The sequence below is a fragment of the Micromonospora sp. NPDC049801 genome, from assembly GCF_040656575.1.
Lineage (GTDB): Bacteria > Actinomycetota > Actinomycetes > Mycobacteriales > Micromonosporaceae > Micromonospora.
This window is the reverse complement of record NZ_JBFAMS010000002.1, coordinates 338,960-358,682: the sequence shown is the minus strand read 5'-3', so window position 1 is coordinate 358,682 and position 19,723 is coordinate 338,960. Positions and strand designations below refer to the sequence as shown.

The 19,723-nt window shown below is 72.4% G+C and carries 18 protein-coding genes and 2 pseudogenes; 8 read left to right on the top strand and 12 right to left on the bottom strand.

Features of this window, described 5'->3' with window-relative positions; all coding sequences use genetic code 11:
- Positions 1-3 precede the first annotated feature (3 nt).
- Together AB0I89_RS05065 and AB0I89_RS05060 are read left to right on the top strand one after the other, a co-directional pair.
- Entirely contained in the window at positions 4-1,110 is a 1,107-nt protein-coding gene (locus AB0I89_RS05065; protein WP_357120316.1) for a sugar-binding protein, read from the top strand.
- A 169-nt stretch (positions 1,111-1,279) separates the two neighbouring features.
- Positions 1,280-2,485: an ROK family transcriptional regulator gene (locus AB0I89_RS05060; RefSeq protein WP_357120802.1), complete on the top strand. Its 1,206-nt coding sequence runs from the start codon at positions 1,280-1,282 to the stop codon at positions 2,483-2,485.
- Here AB0I89_RS05060 and AB0I89_RS05055 read toward each other — a convergent pair.
- Positions 2,482-2,820 carry a hypothetical protein gene (locus AB0I89_RS05055; protein WP_357120313.1) on the bottom strand — a complete coding sequence of 113 codons (339 nt, stop codon included), beginning with the start codon at positions 2,818-2,820 and terminating at the stop codon, positions 2,482-2,484. The two genes, AB0I89_RS05060 and AB0I89_RS05055, sit on opposite strands and share 4 nt — an antisense overlap.
- 92 nt (positions 2,821-2,912) lie before the next feature.
- Here AB0I89_RS05055 and AB0I89_RS05050 point away from each other — a divergent pair, with 92 nt between their 5' ends.
- Together AB0I89_RS05050 and AB0I89_RS05045 are read left to right on the top strand one after the other, a co-directional pair.
- On the top strand, positions 2,913-3,878 hold the full coding sequence (locus tag AB0I89_RS05050) for an ATP-binding cassette domain-containing protein (protein ID WP_357120310.1): 966 nt from the start codon (positions 2,913-2,915) through the stop codon (positions 3,876-3,878).
- On the top strand, positions 3,875-4,702 hold the full coding sequence (locus AB0I89_RS05045; RefSeq protein ID WP_357120307.1) for an ABC transporter permease: 828 nt from the start codon (positions 3,875-3,877) through the stop codon (positions 4,700-4,702). Before AB0I89_RS05050 ends, AB0I89_RS05045 begins: the two co-directional genes overlap by 4 nt.
- Positions 4,703-4,760: 58 nt before the next feature.
- Here AB0I89_RS05045 and AB0I89_RS05040 read toward each other — a convergent pair whose 3' ends face one another.
- From AB0I89_RS05040 to AB0I89_RS05030, 3 genes are read right to left on the bottom strand one after another with little or no spacing between them, the layout of a single operon-like run.
- The gene (locus AB0I89_RS05040; protein WP_357120304.1) at positions 4,761-5,750 is read right to left on the bottom strand and encodes a transporter; all 990 of its coding nucleotides are present in this window, start codon (positions 5,748-5,750) and stop codon (positions 4,761-4,763) included.
- Positions 5,747-6,637: an ABC transporter ATP-binding protein gene (locus AB0I89_RS05035; RefSeq protein ID WP_357120301.1), complete on the bottom strand. Its 891-nt coding sequence runs from the start codon at positions 6,635-6,637 to the stop codon at positions 5,747-5,749. The genes AB0I89_RS05040 and AB0I89_RS05035 overlap by 4 nt, the downstream gene beginning before the upstream one ends.
- A gap of 20 nt (positions 6,638-6,657) precedes the next feature.
- On the bottom strand, positions 6,658-7,065 hold the full coding sequence (locus AB0I89_RS05030) for a GntR family transcriptional regulator (RefSeq protein WP_355050404.1): 408 nt from the start codon (positions 7,063-7,065) through the stop codon (positions 6,658-6,660).
- Positions 7,066-7,244: 179 nt separating this feature from the next.
- On the opposite strand from AB0I89_RS05030, the gene AB0I89_RS05025 reads away from it, so the two are divergent.
- Positions 7,245-8,513, top strand: a complete 1,269-nt coding sequence (locus tag AB0I89_RS05025) for an Nramp family divalent metal transporter (protein WP_357120297.1) — start codon at positions 7,245-7,247, stop codon at positions 8,511-8,513.
- A 35-nt stretch (positions 8,514-8,548) separates the two neighbouring features.
- Here the strand turns inward: AB0I89_RS05025 and AB0I89_RS05020 are convergent, their stop codons facing one another.
- The gene (locus AB0I89_RS05020; RefSeq protein WP_357120294.1) at positions 8,549-8,758 is read right to left on the bottom strand and encodes a hypothetical protein; all 210 of its coding nucleotides are present in this window, start codon (positions 8,756-8,758) and stop codon (positions 8,549-8,551) included.
- A 171-nt stretch (positions 8,759-8,929) separates the two neighbouring features.
- On the opposite strand from AB0I89_RS05020, the gene AB0I89_RS05015 reads away from it, so the two are divergent.
- Positions 8,930-9,190, top strand: coding sequence for a hypothetical protein (locus tag AB0I89_RS05015; RefSeq protein WP_357120291.1), 261 nt, complete (start codon positions 8,930-8,932; stop codon positions 9,188-9,190).
- Between the two features lie 397 nt (positions 9,191-9,587).
- On the opposite strand, the gene AB0I89_RS05010 is transcribed toward AB0I89_RS05015, so the two are convergent.
- The 7 genes and pseudogenes from AB0I89_RS05010 to AB0I89_RS04980 form a co-directional block, all read right to left on the bottom strand.
- Entirely contained in the window at positions 9,588-9,860 is a 273-nt protein-coding gene (locus AB0I89_RS05010; protein WP_357120288.1) for a hypothetical protein, read from the bottom strand.
- Between the two features lie 65 nt (positions 9,861-9,925).
- On the bottom strand, positions 9,926-12,751 hold the full coding sequence (locus AB0I89_RS05005; RefSeq protein WP_357120285.1) for a DUF5682 family protein: 2,826 nt from the start codon (positions 12,749-12,751) through the stop codon (positions 9,926-9,928).
- Positions 12,748-13,860 (bottom strand): AAA family ATPase, encoded by a 1,113-nt coding sequence (locus AB0I89_RS05000; protein ID WP_357120282.1) that lies wholly within the window; start codon positions 13,858-13,860, stop codon positions 12,748-12,750. The genes AB0I89_RS05005 and AB0I89_RS05000 overlap by 4 nt, the downstream gene beginning before the upstream one ends.
- 14 nt (positions 13,861-13,874) lie before the next feature.
- A pseudogene (locus AB0I89_RS04995) lies at positions 13,875-14,936 on the bottom strand (VWA domain-containing protein); the annotation flags it as partial.
- A 216-nt stretch (positions 14,937-15,152) separates the two neighbouring features.
- Positions 15,153-15,389, bottom strand: a pseudogene (locus tag AB0I89_RS04990) (VWA containing CoxE family protein); the annotation flags it as partial.
- Entirely contained in the window at positions 15,386-16,777 is a 1,392-nt protein-coding gene (locus AB0I89_RS04985) for a hypothetical protein (protein WP_357120279.1), read from the bottom strand. The gene AB0I89_RS04985 and the pseudogene AB0I89_RS04990, both read right to left, overlap by 4 nt.
- The gene (locus AB0I89_RS04980; protein WP_357120799.1) at positions 16,777-17,244 is read right to left on the bottom strand and encodes a hypothetical protein; all 468 of its coding nucleotides are present in this window, start codon (positions 17,242-17,244) and stop codon (positions 16,777-16,779) included. The genes AB0I89_RS04985 and AB0I89_RS04980 overlap by 1 nt, the downstream gene beginning before the upstream one ends.
- 277 nt (positions 17,245-17,521) lie before the next feature.
- Here AB0I89_RS04980 and AB0I89_RS04975 point away from each other — a divergent pair, with 277 nt between their 5' ends.
- Together AB0I89_RS04975 and AB0I89_RS04970 are read left to right on the top strand one after the other, a co-directional pair.
- Entirely contained in the window at positions 17,522-18,634 is a 1,113-nt protein-coding gene (locus AB0I89_RS04975) for a hypothetical protein (protein WP_357120276.1), read from the top strand.
- Positions 18,635-18,668: 34 nt separating this feature from the next.
- The gene (locus tag AB0I89_RS04970; RefSeq protein ID WP_357120274.1) at positions 18,669-19,715 is read left to right on the top strand and encodes a nitronate monooxygenase; all 1,047 of its coding nucleotides are present in this window, start codon (positions 18,669-18,671) and stop codon (positions 19,713-19,715) included.
- Positions 19,716-19,723: the final 8 nt, after the last annotated feature.

The following is a 19,723-nucleotide window of genomic DNA, read 5'->3' as shown; positions in this document are numbered from 1 at the left end:
ACCATGCGTAAAATCTTCGGCTCGTCGGTGGTGGCCATCAGCGCCGCCGCCATGCTGGCCCTGGCCGGCTGCGGCTCCGGCCGCGACGGCGACTCCGGTAGCTCGGGTGGCGGCGACGCCAAGGGCTTCGCGGCGAACTCGCTGATCGGCGTGGCCCTGCCGGCCAAGACCTCGGAGAACTGGGTCCTCGCCGGTGACCTGTTCACCAACGGTCTCAAGGAGGCCGGTTTCCAGGCTGACGTGCAGTACGCCGGCGCGTCGACCACGGTCGCCGACCAGCAGGCCCAGATCACCGCCATGACCACCAAGGGCGCCAAGGTCATCGTCATCGGCGCGACCGACGCCGCGCAGCTGGCGACCCAGGTCGCCGCGGCGCACGCCGCCGGCGCCAAGGTGATCGCGTACGACCGGCTCATCACCAACACGCCGGACCTCGACTACTACGTCGCGTTCGACAACTTCAAGGTCGGCCAGCTCCAGGGCCAGGCCCTGCTGGACGGCATGAAGGCCAAGAAGCCGAACGGCCCGTACAACATCGAGCTGTTCTCCGGTTCGCCGGACGACAACAACGCCGGTGTCTTCTTCAACGGCGCGATGGACGTGCTCAAGCCGGAGATCGACAAGGGCAACGTCGTCGTCGCCTCGGGTCAGAAGGACGTCAAGCAGACCGCCATCCAGGGCTGGAAGGCCGAGGGTGCGCAGGCCCGCATGGACCAGCTGCTGACCTCGACCTACGGCAACAAGGAGCTGGACGGCGTCCTCTCCCCGAACGACACCCTGGCCCGCGCGATCCTGACCTCGGTCAAGGGCGCTGGCAAGCCGACCCCGATCGTCACCGGTCAGGACTCCGAGGTCGAGTCGGTCAAGTCGATCGTCAAGGGCGAGCAGTACATGACGATCAACAAGGACACCCGCAACCTGGTGAAGGAGACCATCAACATGGTCAAGGCTCTCCAGGCCGGTAACACCCCGCAGGTGAACGACACCAAGTCCTACAACAACGGCAGCAAGGTCGTCGACACGTTCCTGCTCCCGCCGGTCGCCGTCACCAAGGCGAACGTGGTCGAGGCGTACGCCAACGACCCGAAGCTCGCGCCGCTCACCAAGTAATCAGCACACGGTAAGCAGCAACGCCGATGGGTCCCGGATCTCCTCTTCCGGGGCCCATCGTCGTCCGCGCCCCATCGTTCACCCGGCACCGATCCGTGAAGGAGGTCTGACCGTGGCGACACCCGTGCGGTCCAGGCCAGCCGGCGCCGGTCGTACCGCCGACACCCCACTGCCCCCGGTCCCCGGCGCGAGCCAGGAGGAGATCCGACGGCAGAACCTCGGCGCCGTGCTGCGCTACGTGCACCTGCACGGGCCGACGTCGCGGGCCGAGCTGACCAGCCGTCTCGGCCTGAACCGCAGCACCATCGGCGCCCTCGCCGCCGACCTGACCGCCAGCGGTCTGGTCACCGAGGAGGCGCCGGCCACGACCCGCCGCGCCGGCCGCCCCTCCCTCGTGGTCAGCCCTCGCTCCGACCGGGTCTACGCGCACGCGCTCAGCATCGACGCGGACCGACTGCGGGCGGCGCGGATCGGCCTCGGCGGTCGCATCCTCGACCTGCGGGAGGCACCCCGTCCCGGTGGAATGTCGGCCGTCGACGCCGTCCGCCCCCTGGCCGACCTCGTGCGCGGGATGGAGCGCGGCGTCGCCTCCGACGCGCTGCTGGTCGGCGGCGCGGTCGCCGTCACCGACACCACCCGCGACGCCGACGGCGGCCTGCGCATCGTCGGCGTCGAGGAGGGCCTGAGCGCAGCCCTCGAGGCCGAGCTGACCGACTGCCCAGGATTCGTGGCCGGAGATCTGGCCGACATCGCGGGCCTGGCCGAGCACATCCGGGGCGTGGCCCCCGGCATCGACGACCTCATCTACCTGCACGGCGACCTCGGCATCAGCGCCGGCATCGTGGTCGGCGGCCGACTGATGATCGGCCACCGTGGCCACAGCGGCAAGGTCGGCCACATGGTGGTCAACCCGAACGGCCTGCCGTGCGGCTGCGGCTCCCGTGGTTGCTGGGAGACCGAGATCTCCGAGGCCGCGCTGCTGCGGCATGCCGGCCGCGACCCCGACGACCGCGCCGCTGTCGCCGACGTGCTGCGCGCGGCGGCGGACGGCGACGCGACCGCCCGCGCCGCCGTCGAGCGGGTCGCCGACTGGCTCGGGTTCGGCGTCGCCAACCTGGTCAACGTGGTCAACCCGGACGCCGTGGTGTTCGGTGGCTCGCTGCGCGACATCTTCATCGCCGGGGCGGACACGGTGCGGCGGCGGCTGGACGCCATGCCGCTGCCGGCCTCCCGTGAGCACCTGCGGTTGCGGGCTGCGGCTCTCGGCCGGGACGCCGTCCTGATCGGGGCCGCCGAGCTGGCCTTCGACAAGCTGCTGGCCGATCCGCTCAACGTCGGCGTCGCCGGCCAGTCAAGTTCCGTCGACCCGATCTAGGCGATCTCCCGCACCACGCTGGTGCCGTTGCCCGGCCGGGACTCCCAGGCCCAGGACTCGTGCAGCTCCAGGCGGTCGTCGGCCCGGACCCGCACCTGCGAGACGCAGTGGCCGGTGGACGTCTGGCCCTCGGCATTGAGTTGGACGTAGCGAAAGTCCAACCGGTCGCCGTCGCGGGTGCCCACGAGACAGCCGCGTCGGATGGACCCACCGGCGTACTCGGCCCAGACCTCGCCCGCCCGCTCGTGGTAGGTGAAGACCGTCTCGGTGCCCACCTCACCGGCCACCACGTCCGTCACCGCGGCGAACCGCCGGCCGTCCAACGAGATCGTCATGCCGGGGACGCTAGTCGACCCACCAATCCCGTACGGTCTATCGTACCGTGTACGGTAGACCTTCGGTGTCCGGCTGTGGGAAGGGGACGGGTGTGACGACGAGCGGCGCGGCGATAGTGGTGCGAGGGCTGCGGAAGCGGTACGGGGACCGGTTGGCCCTGGACGGGTTCGACCTTGAGGTGGCCAGCGGGACGGTGTGTGGCCTGCTCGGTCCCAACGGGGCCGGCAAGACCACGTCGGTACGGATCCTGTCCACGCTGCTGCGCCCGGACGAGGGGCACGCCGAGGTCGCCGGGTTCGACGTGACCCGCCAGCCCGACCAGGTGCGCTACCGGATCGGCCTGGTGGGGCAGCATCCCGCGCTGGACGAGGCGCTCAGTGGCCGGCAGAACCTCGTGCTCTTCGGCCTGCTGTTCCACCTGGGCCGTCGCCGGGCCCGGCAGCGGGCGGTCGAGCTGTTGGAGCGGTTCGGCCTGGCCGACGTCGGCGAGCAGCCGGTCAGCACGTACTCCGGGGGCATGCGTCGCCGGTTGGACCTGGCCGCCGGCATGGTCCTCGCCCCCGCCGTGCTGTTCCTCGACGAACCCACCACCGGGCTGGACCCGCGCGGCCGGAGCGAGGTGTGGGAGTCGATCCGCGGGCTGGTCCGCGCGGGCACCACCGTCCTGCTCACCACCCAGCACCTGGACGAGGCGGACCAGCTCGCCGACCGGATCTCGGTGGTCGAGGCCGGGCGCATCGTCGCCGAAGGCACCCCCGACGAGCTGAAGACGCAGCTCGGCGGCGACCGGATCGAGGTGGTCGTGGGGGAGCCCGCCGACCTCGCGATCGCCGTCGCGCAGATGCGTCGGGTGGTCGCCGACGAACCGACTGTCGACGTGGACCGGCGCGCGGTCAGCGCCGGCGTGGGGCACCGGGCCGGCGCGCTCGTCGAGGTGCTGCGGGCGCTCGACGCCGCGCAGGTCACGGTGGTCGACATCGCCCTGCGGCGACCCACCCTCGACGACGTCTTCCTGCACGTCACGGGTGGTCGGGCCACCGTGGAGGTGACCGCGTGAGCGCCACACACCCGCCCGCGACCGTGGACCTGACGCCCGGCCGGCCCGCTGCCCTGACAGACAGCGGTGCCCTGGTCTGGCGTGGCCTGGCCCGGTGGCGACGTGACCCCGGGCCGCTGGTCGCCTCGCTCGGTTTCAACATCCTGATCGTGCTGATCTTCGCCTACCTGTTCGGCGGGGCGATGCAGGTCCCCGACGGGGGCAGCTACCGGGAGTTCCTGATGCCCGGCATGTTCGTGATGACGATGGTGTTCGGCATCAGCCTCACCACGATCGCCGTCGCCGACGACCTGGAGCGTGGGGTCACCGACCGGCTCCGTTCGATGCCGGTCGCACCACTCGCCCCGCTCGTCGCCCGCGCGGTGACCGACCTGCTCTTCGCGCTGGTCACCCTCGCGGTGCTGCTGGCCACCGGCCTCGCCGTCGGCTGGCGGGCACACGGCGGCGTCGGCGCCGCGCTGGGCGCGGCGGGACTGATCCTGCTGCTGCGCTTCGCCCTGGTCTGGGTCGGCATCTTCCTCGGCCTGGTCGCCCGGGGACAGACGGCCGTGGTCGCGGTGCAGACCCTGGAGTTTCCGCTCGGCTTCCTCTCCAACGCGTTCGTCGCGCCGTCCACCATGCCGGCCTGGCTCGGCGCGGTGGCCGCCTGGAACCCGCTGTCGGCGACCGTCGGCGCCGCCCGGGAGCTGTTCGGCAACCCGGGCTGGGGTGGCGACTCGTGGGCCGCGCGGCACTACCTCTGGTTGGCGGTGGCCTGGCCGATCGCGCTGGTTGCCGTGTTCCTGCCGCTCTCGGTCGCCCGCTACCGGCGGCTGGGCCGCTGAGGCCGGCAGGGACGGGTGATCGCCGGGGCCCCCGTGGCTCCGGCGATCACCCGCCCGGTTACGCGATCCGGCGGACCCGACGCACCGCGAGGTAGAGCAGGAGCGCGGCGAGGGCCACGAAGATGCCCGTCTCGATGCTCTGGAACAGCCAGAACCGGTCGGCCGGCTGGTACATCTCCCAGTTGTACGCGCCCGGCCCGAGACCCAGGTCGGCACCGCAGACTCGGCCGTCCGGGCCCTTGCCGCCCGGCGGGCACTGGATGCGGGTGTTCTCCGCGACCATCGTCCCGTCGGCGTCGCGGATTCCCACGGCGAGAACCCAGTTGCCCCGGTCGCCCTCCGGAATTCCACCCCCCTCGATCGGGAAGGTCTGGGTTTTGGCGGGCTGGTAGTGCGGTCGGGCCAGGATCTCCACCGCCGCCCGCACGCCGATGAACCCGGCGAGGGTGATGCCCATGGCGGGCAGCATCCGCTTCCACACGGTGCCGGCGAAGATACCCAGCGCCACGGCGAAGAGTGTGTAGCCGATCGGGACGATGCCCTGGAGGTCGAAGACGATCATGCCGAGCCGGCCCTCGTACGCGGCGTCGGTGAGCGGGTCGACCCACCAGGACATACCCAGCCCGTAGGCCGTCGCGAGGGCCAGGACGCCCGCGCCCACCAGCCCGAACTTCACCAGGGCCCAGTGGGTCCGGCCGACACCCTGGGTCCAGACGAACCGGTGGGTGCCCTGCTCCACCTCGCGGGCGACCAGCGGCGCGCCCCAGAACAGGCCGACCAGCACCGGCAGGGTGATCAGCAGGACGGCCACCAGGTTCAGGCTGCCGTACTGGTTACTGAAGCGGTGGAACCCCGCGTCGCAGGCCTCCCGGGTCGCCGCCGCCACGTTCGGGTCGTCGAGCTGACGCACGCATGTGGCCAGGTCGAGGTCGGCGAAGGTGCTCCGCATCGAGAGGCCGATCGGCACCAGCACCGCGGCGAGCACCAGGAACCCCAGGAGGGTGTAGAACGCCTGCTTGCGGTGTTGCCGCCAGGTCAGCCAGATCATGCCGCCACCCCCCACTCGCTGTGACTGGTCTGCGTGACGCCGTCGGCCAGGTAGGCCAGGACGACGTCCTCCAGGCTGACGTCGCGGACCGTCCAGGCCGGGTCGGTGACGGGACCGTCGGTGCGTACCAGCAGCGTGGACTGCCGGTCGGTGTGGCTGGCCCGGACCACGTGCGCCACGCCCCCGATCGGACCGCCGTCGTGCCGCGGGCCGACGAGCTGCCGGTGCCCGGCAACCAGGTCGTCGACCGAGCCGGTGAGCTGCACCTGGGCCGCGTTGAGCACGATCAGGTAGTCGCAGACGCGCTCCAGGTCGGCCAGCAGGTGCGAGGAGAGCAGAACGGTGGTGCCGGAATCCGCCACGCTGCCCATCAGCGACTGGAGGAACTCCCGACGGGCCAGCGGATCGAGGCTGGCCACCGGCTCGTCGAGCAGCAGCAGCCGGGGTTGTTTGGCCAGTGCGAGAGCGAGCGCCACCTGGGCCCGTTGCCCGCCGGACAGTTTGCCGACCGGCTTGTCGGGCGGTATCCCGAGCTGCGCCAACCGGGTCCGGGCCAGTGCCGCGTCCCATCGCCGGTTCAGCTTGCCGCCGGCGACGACCAGTTCGGCAGCGGTGAAGTCCCGGTACAGCGGCGTGTCCTGGGCGACGAACCCGATGTCGGCCAGCCCTTCCGTGTCGCCGTACGGCGACCTGCCGAACACCCGCACCACGCCCTCGTCGGGCTTGAGTAGCCCGACCGCCAGGTGCAGCAACGTGCTCTTGCCCGCGCCGTTGGGCCCGACCAGCGCGGCGATCCGGCCGGCCGGAAGGTGCAGCGAACAGTCCCGTAGCGCCCACGTTCTGCCGTACCGCTTGCCCAGCCGGTCGGCCTCCAAGACCATCTCCATCCTCTGTCCTCTCGTACCGCTCACGCGGGTTCCTTCTGTGGGGCGTCGTCGGTGAGGGTGGCGCGCAGCGTGGTCTCCACCAGGGCGACGACGTCCTCGGCCGTGAGGCCGGCGGCCCGCGCCCGCTGCAACCACGCCACGAGGTCGTCACGCAGCTCGGCCTGGTTGGGCAGGGACGCGCCGGCCAGGGTGCGCTGGACGAACGTGCCCACCCCGGGCCGGCCGCCGACCAGACCCTCGATCTCCAACTCCCGGTACGCCTTCAGCACCGTGTTCGGGTTGATCGCCAGTGACTGGGCGACGTCCCGAACCTTCGGCAGCTGATCGCCGGGTGCGAGCAGACCGACGCGCAGCGCCTGCTTCACCTGCTGCACGAGCTGCATGTAGGTGTTCACCTTCGACCGGCTGTCGAGCACGAACTCGATCACTCGTGATGATCCTTCCTGTTGTCCTACGACAGTAGGACTATGAGACAGCTTGGTCGGGTCGGCGACGCCTGTCAAGCGCGAAGGGACCGTGGCGCCCGTGGGCCACCGACTGGCACCGACGGGTCAGCCGCCCGGGAAGGGAACCGGCACGCGATCCGTACTCGATGGGGAGGTGCTCGATGGTCACCAACGACCTCCGGGCGACGACGGCGACACCGCTGCAGATCGCCCGCGCCCGGGGCCGGGTACGCGGACGGCTGATCCTGCTCGGCCCGGCGTTCGTCGCCGCCGTGGCGTACGTCGACCCGGGCAACTTCGCCACCAACTCGGCGGCCGGCGCCCGCTACGGGTACCTGCTGGTCTGGGTCGTGGTGGTGGCCAACCTGATGGCCATGCTGGTGCAGACACTCACCGCCAAGCTGGGCCTGGCCACCGGCCGCAGCCTGCCCGAGCTGTGCCGTGAGCGCCTGCCCCGCCCGCTCAACCGGATGATGTGGGTGCAGGCCGAGCTGGTGGCGATGGCCACCGACCTGGCCGAGGTCATCGGGGGAGCGGTCGCCCTCTACCTCCTCTTCGGCATTCCGCTGCTACCCGGCGGGCTGATCATCGGCGCGGCCGCGTTCGTCGTGCTCGCCCTGCGCTCGCGCGGGTTCCGCGCCTTCGAGATCGCCGTCGCCGTGCTGCTCGGCGTCATCGTCCTGGCGTTCGCGGCCAACCTGCTCGCCGCCGGCTCCGACCCGGGCTCGGCCATGGCCGGCCTCGTGCCCCGCCTCCAGGGCACCGATAGCGTCCTGCTGGCCGCCGGCATCCTCGGGGCGACGGTCATGCCGCACGTCATCTACGTGCACTCCGCGCTGACCCGCGACCGCATCCCCGCGACCGACGACGCCGAACGCCGTACCCTCTTCCGGGGCCAACGCACCGACGTGCTGCTCGCCCTGACGGCGGCCGGCGCGGTCAACCTCGCCATGCTGCTGATCGCGGCGGCCAGCTTCCGGGGCGGCGGCCCGGTGGGCGCCGACAGCCTGGAGGGGGTGCACGCCGGCCTGGGCGAGAGCATCGGCACGGCCGCCGCCTTCGGGTTCGCCGTCGCCCTGCTGGTCTCCGGGCTCGCCTCCACGAGCGTCGGCACCTACGCGGGTGAGGTGATCATGCAGGGCTTCCTGCGCCGCCGGGTTCCGCTGCTGCTGCGCCGCCTGGTCACCCTGGCACCCGCCGTGGTAGTGCTCGCCATCGGCCTCGACCCCACCCGCGCCCTCGTGCTGTCGCAGGTCATCCTCAGCTTCGGCATCCCGTTCGCGCTGATCCCGGTGGTCGCCTTCACCCGTCGCCGGGACCTCATGGGCAACCTCGTCAACCACCCACTGACCACGGCCGCCGCGTCCGGAGTCGCCGTCCTGGTCGTCGCGCTCAACGCCTTCCTGCTGTGGCAGGTCGTCACCGGCTGAGCCAGCCGGTGTCAGTGCCGGGAAGGCGGACGGGGCTACTCGTCCTCGTCTACCGGGCGGGGGCGTCGGTGTTCGGCGATGTACTTCTCCACATCAGCCTTGAGCCAGATCGAACCAACCGACAGTCGGGCGTACGGAGCCGGGAAGTGCGGCGACTGCTGGATCTGGCGGAACCGTGAGCGGCCCACCCCGAGCATCGCCAGGACCTCGCCCGCCGCGACGAGTTCGCCCGGTCCATCTGCCATGCGAACGAAGGTAGACCGGCCGTGACGGGTCAACATGAATGTGCTCAGATAGGCGCGCCAGGGTTGACAGGGGGGTAGCGTCCGGGATGGGATCTGTCTACGCCCGTCGCCGCGCAAGGCGGAGCCCGGCGGCGACGGGTGCCCCGTCCGACACCACCCCTGGAGGCTGGAGTGGAACAGGAACAAGAGGTAGAGCGGCTGCGCGAGTGGGTGAGCCAGCTTGAGGCGTCACTCATGGCTGTCCGGCGAGAACTCTTCGACGCCCGTGGCCGGCTGGCCGCCATCGCGCAAATGATCGAAGACCTCGAGCGGGTGCAACGAGCACCTGGCGTCATCTTCGGAACCGTCAACGCGATCATTCATAGCCAGTCGTCGACCCTACGCTGGTCTGACCGATGGTCGCCGGTCCGCTATCAGGGGGTTCAGCAGTGAGCGGCCAGCGGCACGCCCCGGTCCGGCCGTTCTGGTTCTGCGCGTCCTGTGTGCTCCCCTGGCCGTGCGAGCACGCGAAAGTCGAACTCGTGGCCGACTACTCGGACGAGCCGAAGCTGCTCGGGGTGGACATGGCCGACTGTCTGACTGAGGCGAGCCGGGATCTGACCGACCTGTACCGGACCGCACCCGACCCGGTGCAGCACTACGGCCGGTTCTTGGGCTGGGTCAAGCAGGCCTTGACCGCCCACCGACACCGCGACTCCGGTCGTGTGCTGTGCCGCCCCACCTGCGGGGCAGCTCGACAGGCACCGCCGACAACAGTCACCTCCACTGGTCCTCAGCGACGGGCCCCCCGCCGGTAGGGCGGGGGCACCGCCGTATCCGGCCGGCGCGCTCAGGTCCGGCGGCCCTCGTCCCGCGCGGGGATCTCCTGACGCTGTTCGAGGGCGTCCGCCGGGTTGGCGTCGGCCGGCAGGGACGTCACCTCCTCCAGGGCGCCGGCCGGTAGCGCGCCCTGCTCGGCCAGGTCGGCCTCGGACGCCTCCGGGTCCACGTCGCCGGAGACCCGGTCCGGCGGCCCCACGTCGAACGCGTCCTGCCGCTGCTCGGCGGCGTCCGCCTCCGGAGGAGGGAACTGGTCGCCCTGTTCGTCCCGGTACGTGCTCATCAAAGCCTCCTACCCGGCGGAAGTCGCCCTAACGCCGGGCCGCTGCCTACCCGCCGCCGTCGCGCTCACGCCTGGCGCACCACCCGCGCGGCCACGGCCTCGACCGTCTCGGGATGCCTCGCCAGCAGCCCCGCCACCGCACCCTGCTCGGCAGGAGCGTCGTCGGCCGGCGGCCACCCGCCGTCGTACCCGAGCAGACCGGAGATCGCGTCGACCACCTCGGGATGCGCGGCGAGGAGGACACCGACCCGCCGCTGCGGCGCGGCCACGGCGCGTTGGTCGTCCACCCGCCCGACAGGTGGGGCCGCGACCCACGGCGGCACCCAGGAATCCAGCTCCGGCAGCGCCTCCGGGAAGGTCCGTCCGGCCTCCCGGATCAGGAGCGGAACCAGTTCCGGGCCCTGCTCCCGCAGTGTCGTGATCAGGGTCGGCAACCAGGGCAGCAGCACCGGATCGGGCAGCCGGGCGAAGGCCGTGGAGATCGTCTCGACGACGAACGGCGCGAGACCGGGCACCGGTTCCAGCGCGTGCACGAATCCGGCCAGGTACTGCGGGAAGGCCGGCACCACCAGCGGGTTGGCCAGCAGCTCGGCACACCGGGCCCGCAGATCGGCCACCGACAGCAGGCCGAGCTGGTGTCGGCCCGCCCAGAGCAGCGCCACCTTCGCCGGCGCGGTCGGGTGCGACTGCGCGACGGCCAGTTCCAGCTGGGAGCGGTCGCAGCCCAACGACAGTGCCAGACCCTCCATCGAGAACAGGAAGCCGAGCATCGCGCCGACCTGCCGCACGTTGGTCTCGTCGCTGGTGATCGCGGTGGGCAGCAGGGTGCAGTAGTGCGCGTACCCGGTCGTCACGAACGCCTGGCACCAGGCCGGCAGGGTCGGCGCGGTGGCCCGGTGATGCGCCAGCAACCGTCGGATACGGCGCAACACGTCGGGAGCGTCGTCGACGGTGCGCGCGGTGGCGAGCAGCTCCACCGCCCGCGCCCCCAGCTCGTCGACCAGACGTGGGCTGTCGAGCAGCCGGATCGCGTCCTCGACCGCTGCCAGAGCGCTGGCGGCGGTGGCGTCCGGGCCGCGCACCGCCCGACGCAGTCGTTGCTCCAGGACCTGCTCGACGGTCACACCCTCGTAGCCGAGCTCGATCAACGCCCGCTGATGGTGACCGAGCGCCAGGTCCCAGCTCTCCTGGACCGAGCGCTGACCGAGCCGCCGCTCACCCATGATCGGGCGGACCGCGGCCGGTGGCAGCAGATGCCGCAGGATCCACAGCAGGTCCGAGCAGCGGCCCAGCGCCGGCTCGGCGTTCAGGTCCAGCAGCGCCCGCTGGACGGTCCGCTTCTCCAGGGCCAGGCCGAGCGGTTCCAGCCGATCGAACACGTCGCGGGCCAGCGGCGGCAGAGCGTCGTAGCCGACCTGACCGATCCGGTCGCCGCCCAGCAGGATCTCGCAGAGCCGTCGGACGTCCCGCCGGCCGGGCACCACGTCCTTCTCGATGCAGGTGACCGCGGCGTCGGCGAAGTCGTACGGCGTGGGCCGGGCCCGGTTGCGCAGACCGGCCAGCAGGACCGACGTCTCGAAGACCGCGATCGCGTCGGCGGTGCTCGCCAGATATCCGTTGCGGCGAGCCAACCGGACGATGTCGACACACCAGCCGCGCAGCTCCGCCTCGTCCAGACCGTCCGGGCGCGGTGGCGCGGCGAGGAAGCCGGTGAGTCGGTCATCGACCGGCCCGGCGGGGGAGGGGACCGTCGTGACCCGACCGCGTCGCCCCCGGACGGCCGTCGTGCGTTGGCCGCCGAGCTGGTACGGCGACAGTCCGTGGCGGCGTACCTCCCTGGCCCAGGTCGCCGCGGCGATGGAGACCGAGCCGGACGCCAGCCCGAACTGTGCCTCGATCGCCGAGTGGCTGGACGGGATCAGCCCGTACCGCCAGCGGGTGTCGGTGCGCGGGGTGATCTCGAAATCGTCCGCGCCGGAGCCCAGCCCGAACTGCTCGACCCGGCTGGCAGCGTGGAACGCGCCGCAGACGTAGAGGCAGTGCGCCGGATCGACGCCGGAGGTGGCCAGGTGCTGACGCATCCGCGTCCACATGTACCGCTCGCGATCCTCGTCGCGATCGAGCCGATCCGCGTCGGCCGGGCGCAGCCGCCGGAACAGGCTGCCGATCAGCACCATCACCTGCCGGTACGTGTCGTGGTCGGCGTCGGCCAGCGGGCGTTCCACGTACTGGTCCCACCATTCCGACCAGTGCCGCACCTTGCCGTGGTGCAGCAGGTACGCCTCCAGCTCCGCGAACCGCGGTCGCAGGTCGCCGATCTCCACCCCGACGGCGTCGCCGTGCAGTCCCGATCCCGCACCGGTGCCGGTCGGCCCGTTCGCGCTGCTCGCGCCGGTCGGCTGGTCGCGCGGCGACCACTGGAAGACGTGGTCGGAGGAGCGGTCCACCAGCACCAGCTCCACGCCGGGGGTCTCCAGCGCGTACGCGATGGCCTGGTATTCCGCCGACGCCTCGGTGATCGGTGCGACGACGCTGAGCGGCCCCCAGTCGGCCGGAAAGCCGGACAGCTCCGACGCGAACGCCTGCACCGCCACCGGCAGGCGGCAGTTGCGCAACTCGCCGAGCAGCGGCTGGAGATCCTCGCACAGCTCCAGGTAGATCACCCGGGGCTGTTTGGCGCGCAGCCGGCGCACCATGGCCAGCGCGGAGGCCGGCGAGTGGTGGCAGACCGGGAAGATCTCCAGCGGCTCGCCGAGCGCCCGGTCGACATCGTCGACCATCCCGGCGAGGATCGCGCCGAGCGCGTCGGAGGACCCCGCGAACGCGGTCGCCGCGTCGGTGAGCTGCTCGCGGAGCGCGCCGAACGTGCCGGCGACTGTCGACGCGGTCACGAGAGGGACGCGATCGCCTGACGGCCGCCGTCCAGGAAGCCCGCCCAGCCGTCGTCGTCCTTGCGGGCCCGTGGCTCGACCACGCCGTGCAGGTACTTGTTGAGGATTGCCAGGTCTTCCGGGCTGCGCCGGGCCAGCGATCCGACCAACGACCCGGCGAGCGTCGCCGCGCGCAGCGTACGGTCGCCGAAGAACTGGCTGTGCAGGATCGCGTCCTCCAGCACGCCGATCTGCTCGGCGGTCGACAGTGCCGACTCCAGCTTCTCCTCGTCGCTCGTCGCCGCCGCGGCGCCGGCGCGCAGGTCGGCGAAGCTCTGCAACAGGATGTCCAGCAGGGTGGGCGGCACGTCCAGCTCGATGCGGTGCCGGCGCAGCAACTCCTCGGTGCGGAACCGCACGATCTCGGCCTCGCTGCGCTTGTTGGTGACCACCGGGATCCGGACGAAGTTGAACCGCCGCTTGAGCGCCGAGGAGAGGTCGTTGACGCCCCGGTCGCGGCTGTTCGCCGTTGCGATGATCGAGAAACCGGGTTGGGCGAAGACGATGTTGTCCTGGTCCAGCTCGGGGATCGCGACGTACTTCTCGGACAGGATCGAGATCAGCGCGTCCTGTACGTCGCTGGTGGAGCGGGTCAACTCCTCGAAGCGACCGACCACGCCACGCTCCATCGCCGTCATGATCGGCGACGGGATCATCGACTCCCGGGACTGGCCCTTGGCGATCACCATGGACACGTTCCACGAGTACTTGATGTGGTCCGCCGTCGTGCCGGCGGTGCCCTGCACGACCAGGGTCGAGTTGCGGCAGATGGCCGCGGCCAGCAACTCGGCCAGCCAGCTCTTGCCGGTGCCGGGGTCACCGATCAGCAGCAGGCCCCGGTCCGAGGCGAGGGTGACGATGGCGCGTTCGACGAAACTGCGGTCGCCGAACCACTTCTGCGGGATCTCCCGGGACAGGCCGTCAGCCCGCTCCGACCCGAGGATGAACAGCCGGACCATGCGCGGGCTCAGGCGCCACGAGAACGGCTTCGGACCGGTGTCGACCGACTCGAGGAAATCCAGCTCGTCGGCGTACGTGACCTCGGCGGGGGCGCGCAACATCTCGGACATGAGGGGGTGCTCTCCTAAGTGAGGAAGTTCTTCAGCTCGACGACGAGCTTGCGGATGTGGCCGGAGATGACCGGGGTGCCCTGGTCCTTCAGGCGTTGCCGGAACCAGGGGTTGACGCTCTGCTGGCCCGAGCTGCTGACCGAGCCCACCGGAATGACCTTGGCGCCGGAGCGGTGGACGGCCTGCAGGCCGTCGAAGACCGCCTGGTGGTTGACCTCGTAGAAGTCGGAGATCCACACCAGCACCGTGTTCTTCGGCTCGGCGATCTTCGGCCGCGCCAGCGTCAGCGCCGCCGTGCCGTCGGTGCCGCCACCGAGCTGCGTACGCAGCAACACCTCGAACGGGTCGTGCACCCACGGGGTGAGGTCTAGTGCCCGGGTGTCGTACGCGATCAGGTGCACGTCCACCTTCGGCAGGCCGGCGAAGATCGAGGCGAGGATCGTGCAGTTGACCATCGCGTCGACCATCGAGCCGGACTGGTCGACCACCACGATGAGCCGGGACGGAGTGGTGCGCCGTGCGGTGTGCCGGTAGTAGAGCCGGTCGACGTAGAGCCGCTCGTCGTCCGGACTCCAGTTGGTCAGGTTCTGCCAGATGGTCCGGTCGAGATCCAGGTTGCGGAACACCCGCTTGGGCGGCACCGACCTGTCGAGCGCGCCGACACTCGTCTGTTGCACCTGCGTCCGGAGCACCTCGGCGACCTCGTCGACGAAGCGCCGGATCAACGCCTTGGCGTTCGCCAGCGCCAGTCCGGACAGGTTGGCCTTGTCCCGTAGCAACTGCTCGATCAGCGACATGCTCGGGGTCAGCTGGCTGGCCAGCGCGGGGTCGGCAAGCACCTCCCGCAGGTGCATCCGTCGGACCAGGTCACCCTCCAGCCCGGCGAGGGTGCCGCCCAGCCCGCCGCTCTGACGGCGCAGCTCGCCGGGCTCGCAGCCGAGTGCCTGCTCGAACCAGCCGGCATCGGACTGCCACCGCGCCAGCTGGGTCGCGCTGACCGGGCCGGAGCCGGTGGCGAACACGTTCAGCAGCACCTTCGACACGAGCGCGGCGCGGCGTACCTCGGCGGCACCGGGCAGATAGGCCGAATCCGCGCGCGGCCCGTCGTCGTGCGGCGCAGCGTCGTGCGGTTCAGCGTCGTCCGGTTCAGCGTCGTCCGGTTCAGCGTCGTGCGGTTCAGCGTCGTCCGGTTCAGCGTCGTCCGGTTCAGCGTCGTCCCGCCCGCTGTCCGACCCAACGGCCCGAGGCCCGATGGCGTCGGGTCCGGTGGCGTCGGGCTCGGCGTCGGTGGGGGTGAGCAGGCCGCGCAGCTCGGCCGCGAGCGTCGGGAAGCGCTGGACGATGGTGTCCACCGAGACGGCCGGATCCAGCAGGGCGGCGGGCAGCCCGAGGTCGTCGACCACGGCGACGCTCGCCGACTCCAGGCTGGGCTGCTCGTCGCGGTCGAAGAGGCGGGACAAGAGCCGCCAGTAGAGAACCTGACGGCGGTTGGCGTCGGCGAACCCGCCGGTGGGGATCGGCGTGGTCATCGGCGCAGCAACCGTCCCGCGCGTTCGCGCAGCACGGCCACGGCGTCGCCCGCCCGCGCCTCCTCCTTGGCGATCTTCGGATCGGTGACGCCGCACGCCCAGTCGCCGTTGTGCGCCGGCACCGTTCGCCGCTTCACCGTGCCCAGCACCGCCAACGGCTGGAGCTGCCACCGGTCGTCGTCCCAGCGCAGGAGCCCCAGGCTGGCGGACGCGGTGGCGACCAGGTCGACGGTCAGCGGACCGGCGGCCGGCAACCTGTCGACGGCCAGCGGTATCCGTTCGCCGTCCACCTCGACGGCGAGGGTGCCGGCCTCGTCCCGGATCACGGGCCCTTCCACGAGGACGGGCTCGGCGATGCCCGCCGGGTGTCGATCCAGGGGGTCGGTCGCGGCCGTGGTCGCCGCGGGCAACAGGACCCGGGCAGTGGCGAACGGGTCGGCGGGCTCGTCGAGCCGGACCCGGTCGTCGACCCAGCCCAGGTCGCCGCCGCGCAGCGGCAGGTCGGTCACGGTCAACGCCCGCTTGTCGGCCAGCGCGGTGAGCAGCGCCGGATGGTGCGACAACAGCCGCCAGATCGCCGGACCGACGATGGTGTCGACCTTCGCCGCGGTGACCGCCGTGCGGACCAGCCGCGCCGGGCCGCCGTCCGCCGGCTCCAGGATGGCGTGCAGTTGGATCTGCACCGCGGTGTCGTGACTGTGCACGTCCACACCGAGCGGCAACAGCCGCCCGGAGACCGAGGGCGTCGCCTCGGGCGGTGGCGTGCCCTCGGCGAGCAGGACCCCGCGAGCCCAGAGATCGGCCCACCGGCGTGCCGGCACCCGCGCCATGGTGGCGACCGGAACGCAGGCCCGCAGCTCGGCGGCGAGCCCGTCGAGCAGCACCGCGACGCGTCGTAGCTCCGGCACGAGGAGGCTGGTCTCGACCACCCCGGCGGCGACGGAGAGCAGCTCGTGGTCGACGCCCCGCCAGCCGGTGAGCGCCACCTCGTGCCACCACGCCCGCGCGCCGGCGAGCGCGGCCGGCGCCTCGGGAGGCACGCTGGTCGGTGTCGTCCACGACGACCGCGTGCGGCCGAGTGTCTCGTCGAGCTGCCTGAGCAGGGCGTCGTGTGCCGCGCCGAGCAGCGCCGAGCGCGCTCCGGCGAGCGCGGCGAGGTGCTGCGGGGCGACCGACCCGGCGACGACCGCGTCCACCGCGACGGCCACCGGGCCACCCAGTGGCGTGCCGGTGAGCGCGTCGGCGAACGCGGCCAGTGCGGAGGCGCCCCGCTCGCCGACCCGGCCGAAACCGTCGATGAGGGCGTCGTCGAAGCCGGCCACCACATCGAGCGCGTCGGTCAACCCGGCCGGGGCCGTACGCAGCGGCGCGACCTGGGCGCCGCGCATCAGCGGGCGGCCCGGGTCGCCGGGAACCAGTGCAGCTCGGGCAGCGGGGCCGTGCTGACGGGAACCTCAAGGTAGGCGAGGTGGCGCAGGAAGCGACTGAACACCACCGCCGCCGACGCCGGCTCGGGCTGACCGTCCAGCCGGGCCAGCAGCTCCGCTCCGCTGGCCACCCCGTCGCCGACGTCGACCCGCAGGTAGCGGGCGACGCGGTCGACGCCGTACTGGAGGAGCGCCTCGTCCGCGAGCGCGTGCAGATGCTTGCACGGGGTGGCGCGCAAGCCCCCGCACGGTCGGTTGTTGTTGGTGCTGCACTGGTAGGCGTGGGTGCCGGCCGCGACCGACGAGACGTAGACCCGCTCGACGTCCGACCCGCTGGAGACCACGCCCTGCAGACGTCCGTCGGCCAGCTCGACGAAGGGCACCTTCGCCAGTTTGCGGGAGCGGGCGGGCGGCAGTACCGCCACCACGCTGCGCCGCCGCCAGTCGGCTTCGTCGGCGTTCGTCACGTCACGGCCTCCCACGTTGAGAAGAATGCAGGGTGGTGCGCGCGCGGCCGGCGTCGGCGGCGCTGCGACGACACGATCATGGACCACGGGTACGACAGAGCCGGGTGCGGTGCGGGCACGGCGGCGCGGCCCGGAGCGCGGATGCCGTCGGGTCCGCGCGCTTGGTCGCCGTCGCCGTCCCCGATCGGCCAGGATGGGCGGGACGGCCGGGCCACCGGCCGCGACGAGGAGGCGGACGATGCGGGTACGCGGCTGGCTGACCCGGGGGCGGCGCGTCCGCACGACGGCGGTGGCGACTCTCGTCGCGGGCGCGGCGTCGCTGGCCGTGGCCCTACCGGCGGCTCCGGCGGCGGCCGGTGCCGCAAAAGCGGGCGACCCGGTGTGCGAGATCCGCGACGAGCGGCTCAACGAGCTGTCCGGGATGGTCACCACCGACGACGGGTACGTCGTGGTCAACGACGGCGCCGACGACGAGGCCCGCCGACGGATCTTCTTCCTCGACAAGAATTGCGCGGTGGCGCGGACCGTCAGCTACCCCACCCGGCCCCGGGACACCGAGGACCTGGCCGTCGGCCGGGACGGCACCCTCTGGGTGGCCGACATCGGTGACAACGACCGCAACCGCGAGACGATCGCGCTGTGGCGGCTCGCGCCGGGCGCGGACCGGCCGGTGCTCCACCGGATGACGTATCCGGACAATCCACACGACGCGGAGGCGCTGCTGATCGACGCGTCCGGCCGTCCGCTGATCATCACCAAGGGTGGCAGCGGCACCGTCGTCCTGTACGCCCCGACCACCGCGCTGAAGCCGGGCGCCACCACGCCGCTGGCCTCCGTGGGCAAGGTGGTCCTGCCGTCGACAACTACCAGCAATCCGTACTCGTTTCTCGGCCGGAGCGTCGTGACCGGCGCGGCGAGCGCGCCGGACGGCCGCCGGGTGGTGCTACGCAGCTACGCCGACGCGTTCGAGTACGACGTGGCCGGCGACGACCTGGTCGGCGCGCTGACCGGCGGTACCCCGCGGATCACGCCGCTGCCGGACGAGCCGCAGGGCGAGTCGATCACCTACAGCCGGGACGGCCGGTCGCTGCTCACCGTCTCCGAGTCCGCCGACCAGCCGGCCGGCAGCCGCCCGACGATCCTGCGGTACCCCGCGACGGTGGCCCCCGCCGCTCATCCCGCGGAGTCGACCACGGCGGCCCCGCCGTCGCCCGCCGCGGCCAGCCCGGCGGCGCAGGCGGCCGGTATCGGCGGCGGCCAGGTGTGGTCGCTGGCGGCCGGCGCCGGGACGCTGCTGGCGCTGCTCGCCGTGGCCGGACTGCTGTGGCGGCGGCACACCGACCGACGTTGAGGGGCAGACCGGCGCGGTACGGGAGGATGGGTGGATGTCCGTGCTGTCCGCGCTACGCCACCCGATCGTCGCCGCCCCGATGGCCGGCGGCCCGTCCACGCCGGATCTCGTGTCGGCGGTCTCCGCCGCCGGTGGACTCGGGTTCCTGGCCGCCGGCATGATCGACACCGGCCGGCTGGTCGCCGACATCGCCGCGGTGCGCGCCCGTACCGACCGGCCGTTCGGGGTCAACGTCTTCCTCCCCGGTGACGGTCGGGTCGACGAGGCCGCCGTCTCGGCGTACGCGCGGCGGCTCGCGCCGCAGGCCGAGCAGTTCGGGGTGACGCTCGGCGATCCGGCGGGCGGGGACGACGCGTACCCCGAAAAGCTGGCCGCGCTCCTCGCGGACCCGGTGCCGGTGGTGTCCTTCGCGTTCGGACTGCCCGACCGCGCCGCCGTGACGGCGTTGCGGGAGCGCGGCACCGAGGTGTGGGCGACGGTCACCCGACCGGACGCCGCCACCGCCGCCGCCGACCTGGGCGTCGACGCCGTCATCGTGCAGGGCACCGAGGCCGGCGGGCACCGCGGCGGTATGCCGGACGACGACGACTACGCGCTGCTGCCGCTGCTCCGGCTGGTCGCCGGAGGTGACCGTCCGCTGGTGGCGGCGGGCGGCATCGCCGACGGCCCCGCGCTGGCGGCGGCGCTGGCCGCCGGGGCGGTCGCGGCGCAGGTCGGTACGGCGTTCCTGCGCTGCCCGGAGGCGGGCAGCTCGCCGATGCACCGCGCGGCGGTGGCCAGCGTCGCCCCGACCGCGCTGACCCGGGCTTACACCGGCAAGCGGGCCCGTGGCGTGGTCAACGACTTCCTGCGGACGCACGACGCGCAGGCGCCGGTCGGCTACCCGCAGGTGCTGCACCTGACCCGTCCGCTGCTCGCCGCCGCCCGACGCGACGGCGACGCCTCGGTGGCGAACCTGTGGGCCGGGCAGGCGCACCCTCTCGCCCGGGACGTGCCGGCGGCCGAGTTGGTCGTCGAGCTGAGCACCGCCGCCCGGGTGGCGCTGACGGAGGCCGTCGAGCGGGCGGGCCGCTGGGGCTGAGCCGGCCT

Coding starts and splice junctions, on each gene's coding strand:
- AB0I89_RS05065 (WP_357120316.1), top strand. CDS start 4: ATGCGTAAAATCTTCGGCTCGTCGGTGGTGGCCATCAGCGCCGCCGCC.
- AB0I89_RS05055 (WP_357120313.1), bottom strand. CDS start 2,820: ATGACGATCTCGTTGGACGGCCGGCGGTTCGCCGCGGTGACGGACGTG.
- AB0I89_RS05040 (WP_357120304.1), bottom strand. CDS start 5,750: ATGATCTGGCTGACCTGGCGGCAACACCGCAAGCAGGCGTTCTACACC.
- AB0I89_RS05035 (WP_357120301.1), bottom strand. CDS start 6,637: ATGGAGATGGTCTTGGAGGCCGACCGGCTGGGCAAGCGGTACGGCAGA.
- AB0I89_RS05025 (WP_357120297.1), top strand. CDS start 7,245: ATGGTCACCAACGACCTCCGGGCGACGACGGCGACACCGCTGCAGATC.
- AB0I89_RS05020 (WP_357120294.1), bottom strand. CDS start 8,758: ATGGCAGATGGACCGGGCGAACTCGTCGCGGCGGGCGAGGTCCTGGCG.
- AB0I89_RS05010 (WP_357120288.1), bottom strand. CDS start 9,860: ATGAGCACGTACCGGGACGAACAGGGCGACCAGTTCCCTCCTCCGGAG.
- AB0I89_RS05000 (WP_357120282.1), bottom strand. CDS start 13,860: ATGTCCGAGATGTTGCGCGCCCCCGCCGAGGTCACGTACGCCGACGAG.
- AB0I89_RS04985 (WP_357120279.1), bottom strand. CDS start 16,777: ATGCGCGGCGCCCAGGTCGCGCCGCTGCGTACGGCCCCGGCCGGGTTG.
- AB0I89_RS04975 (WP_357120276.1), top strand. CDS start 17,522: ATGCGGGTACGCGGCTGGCTGACCCGGGGGCGGCGCGTCCGCACGACG.
- AB0I89_RS04970 (WP_357120274.1), top strand. CDS start 18,669: ATGTCCGTGCTGTCCGCGCTACGCCACCCGATCGTCGCCGCCCCGATG.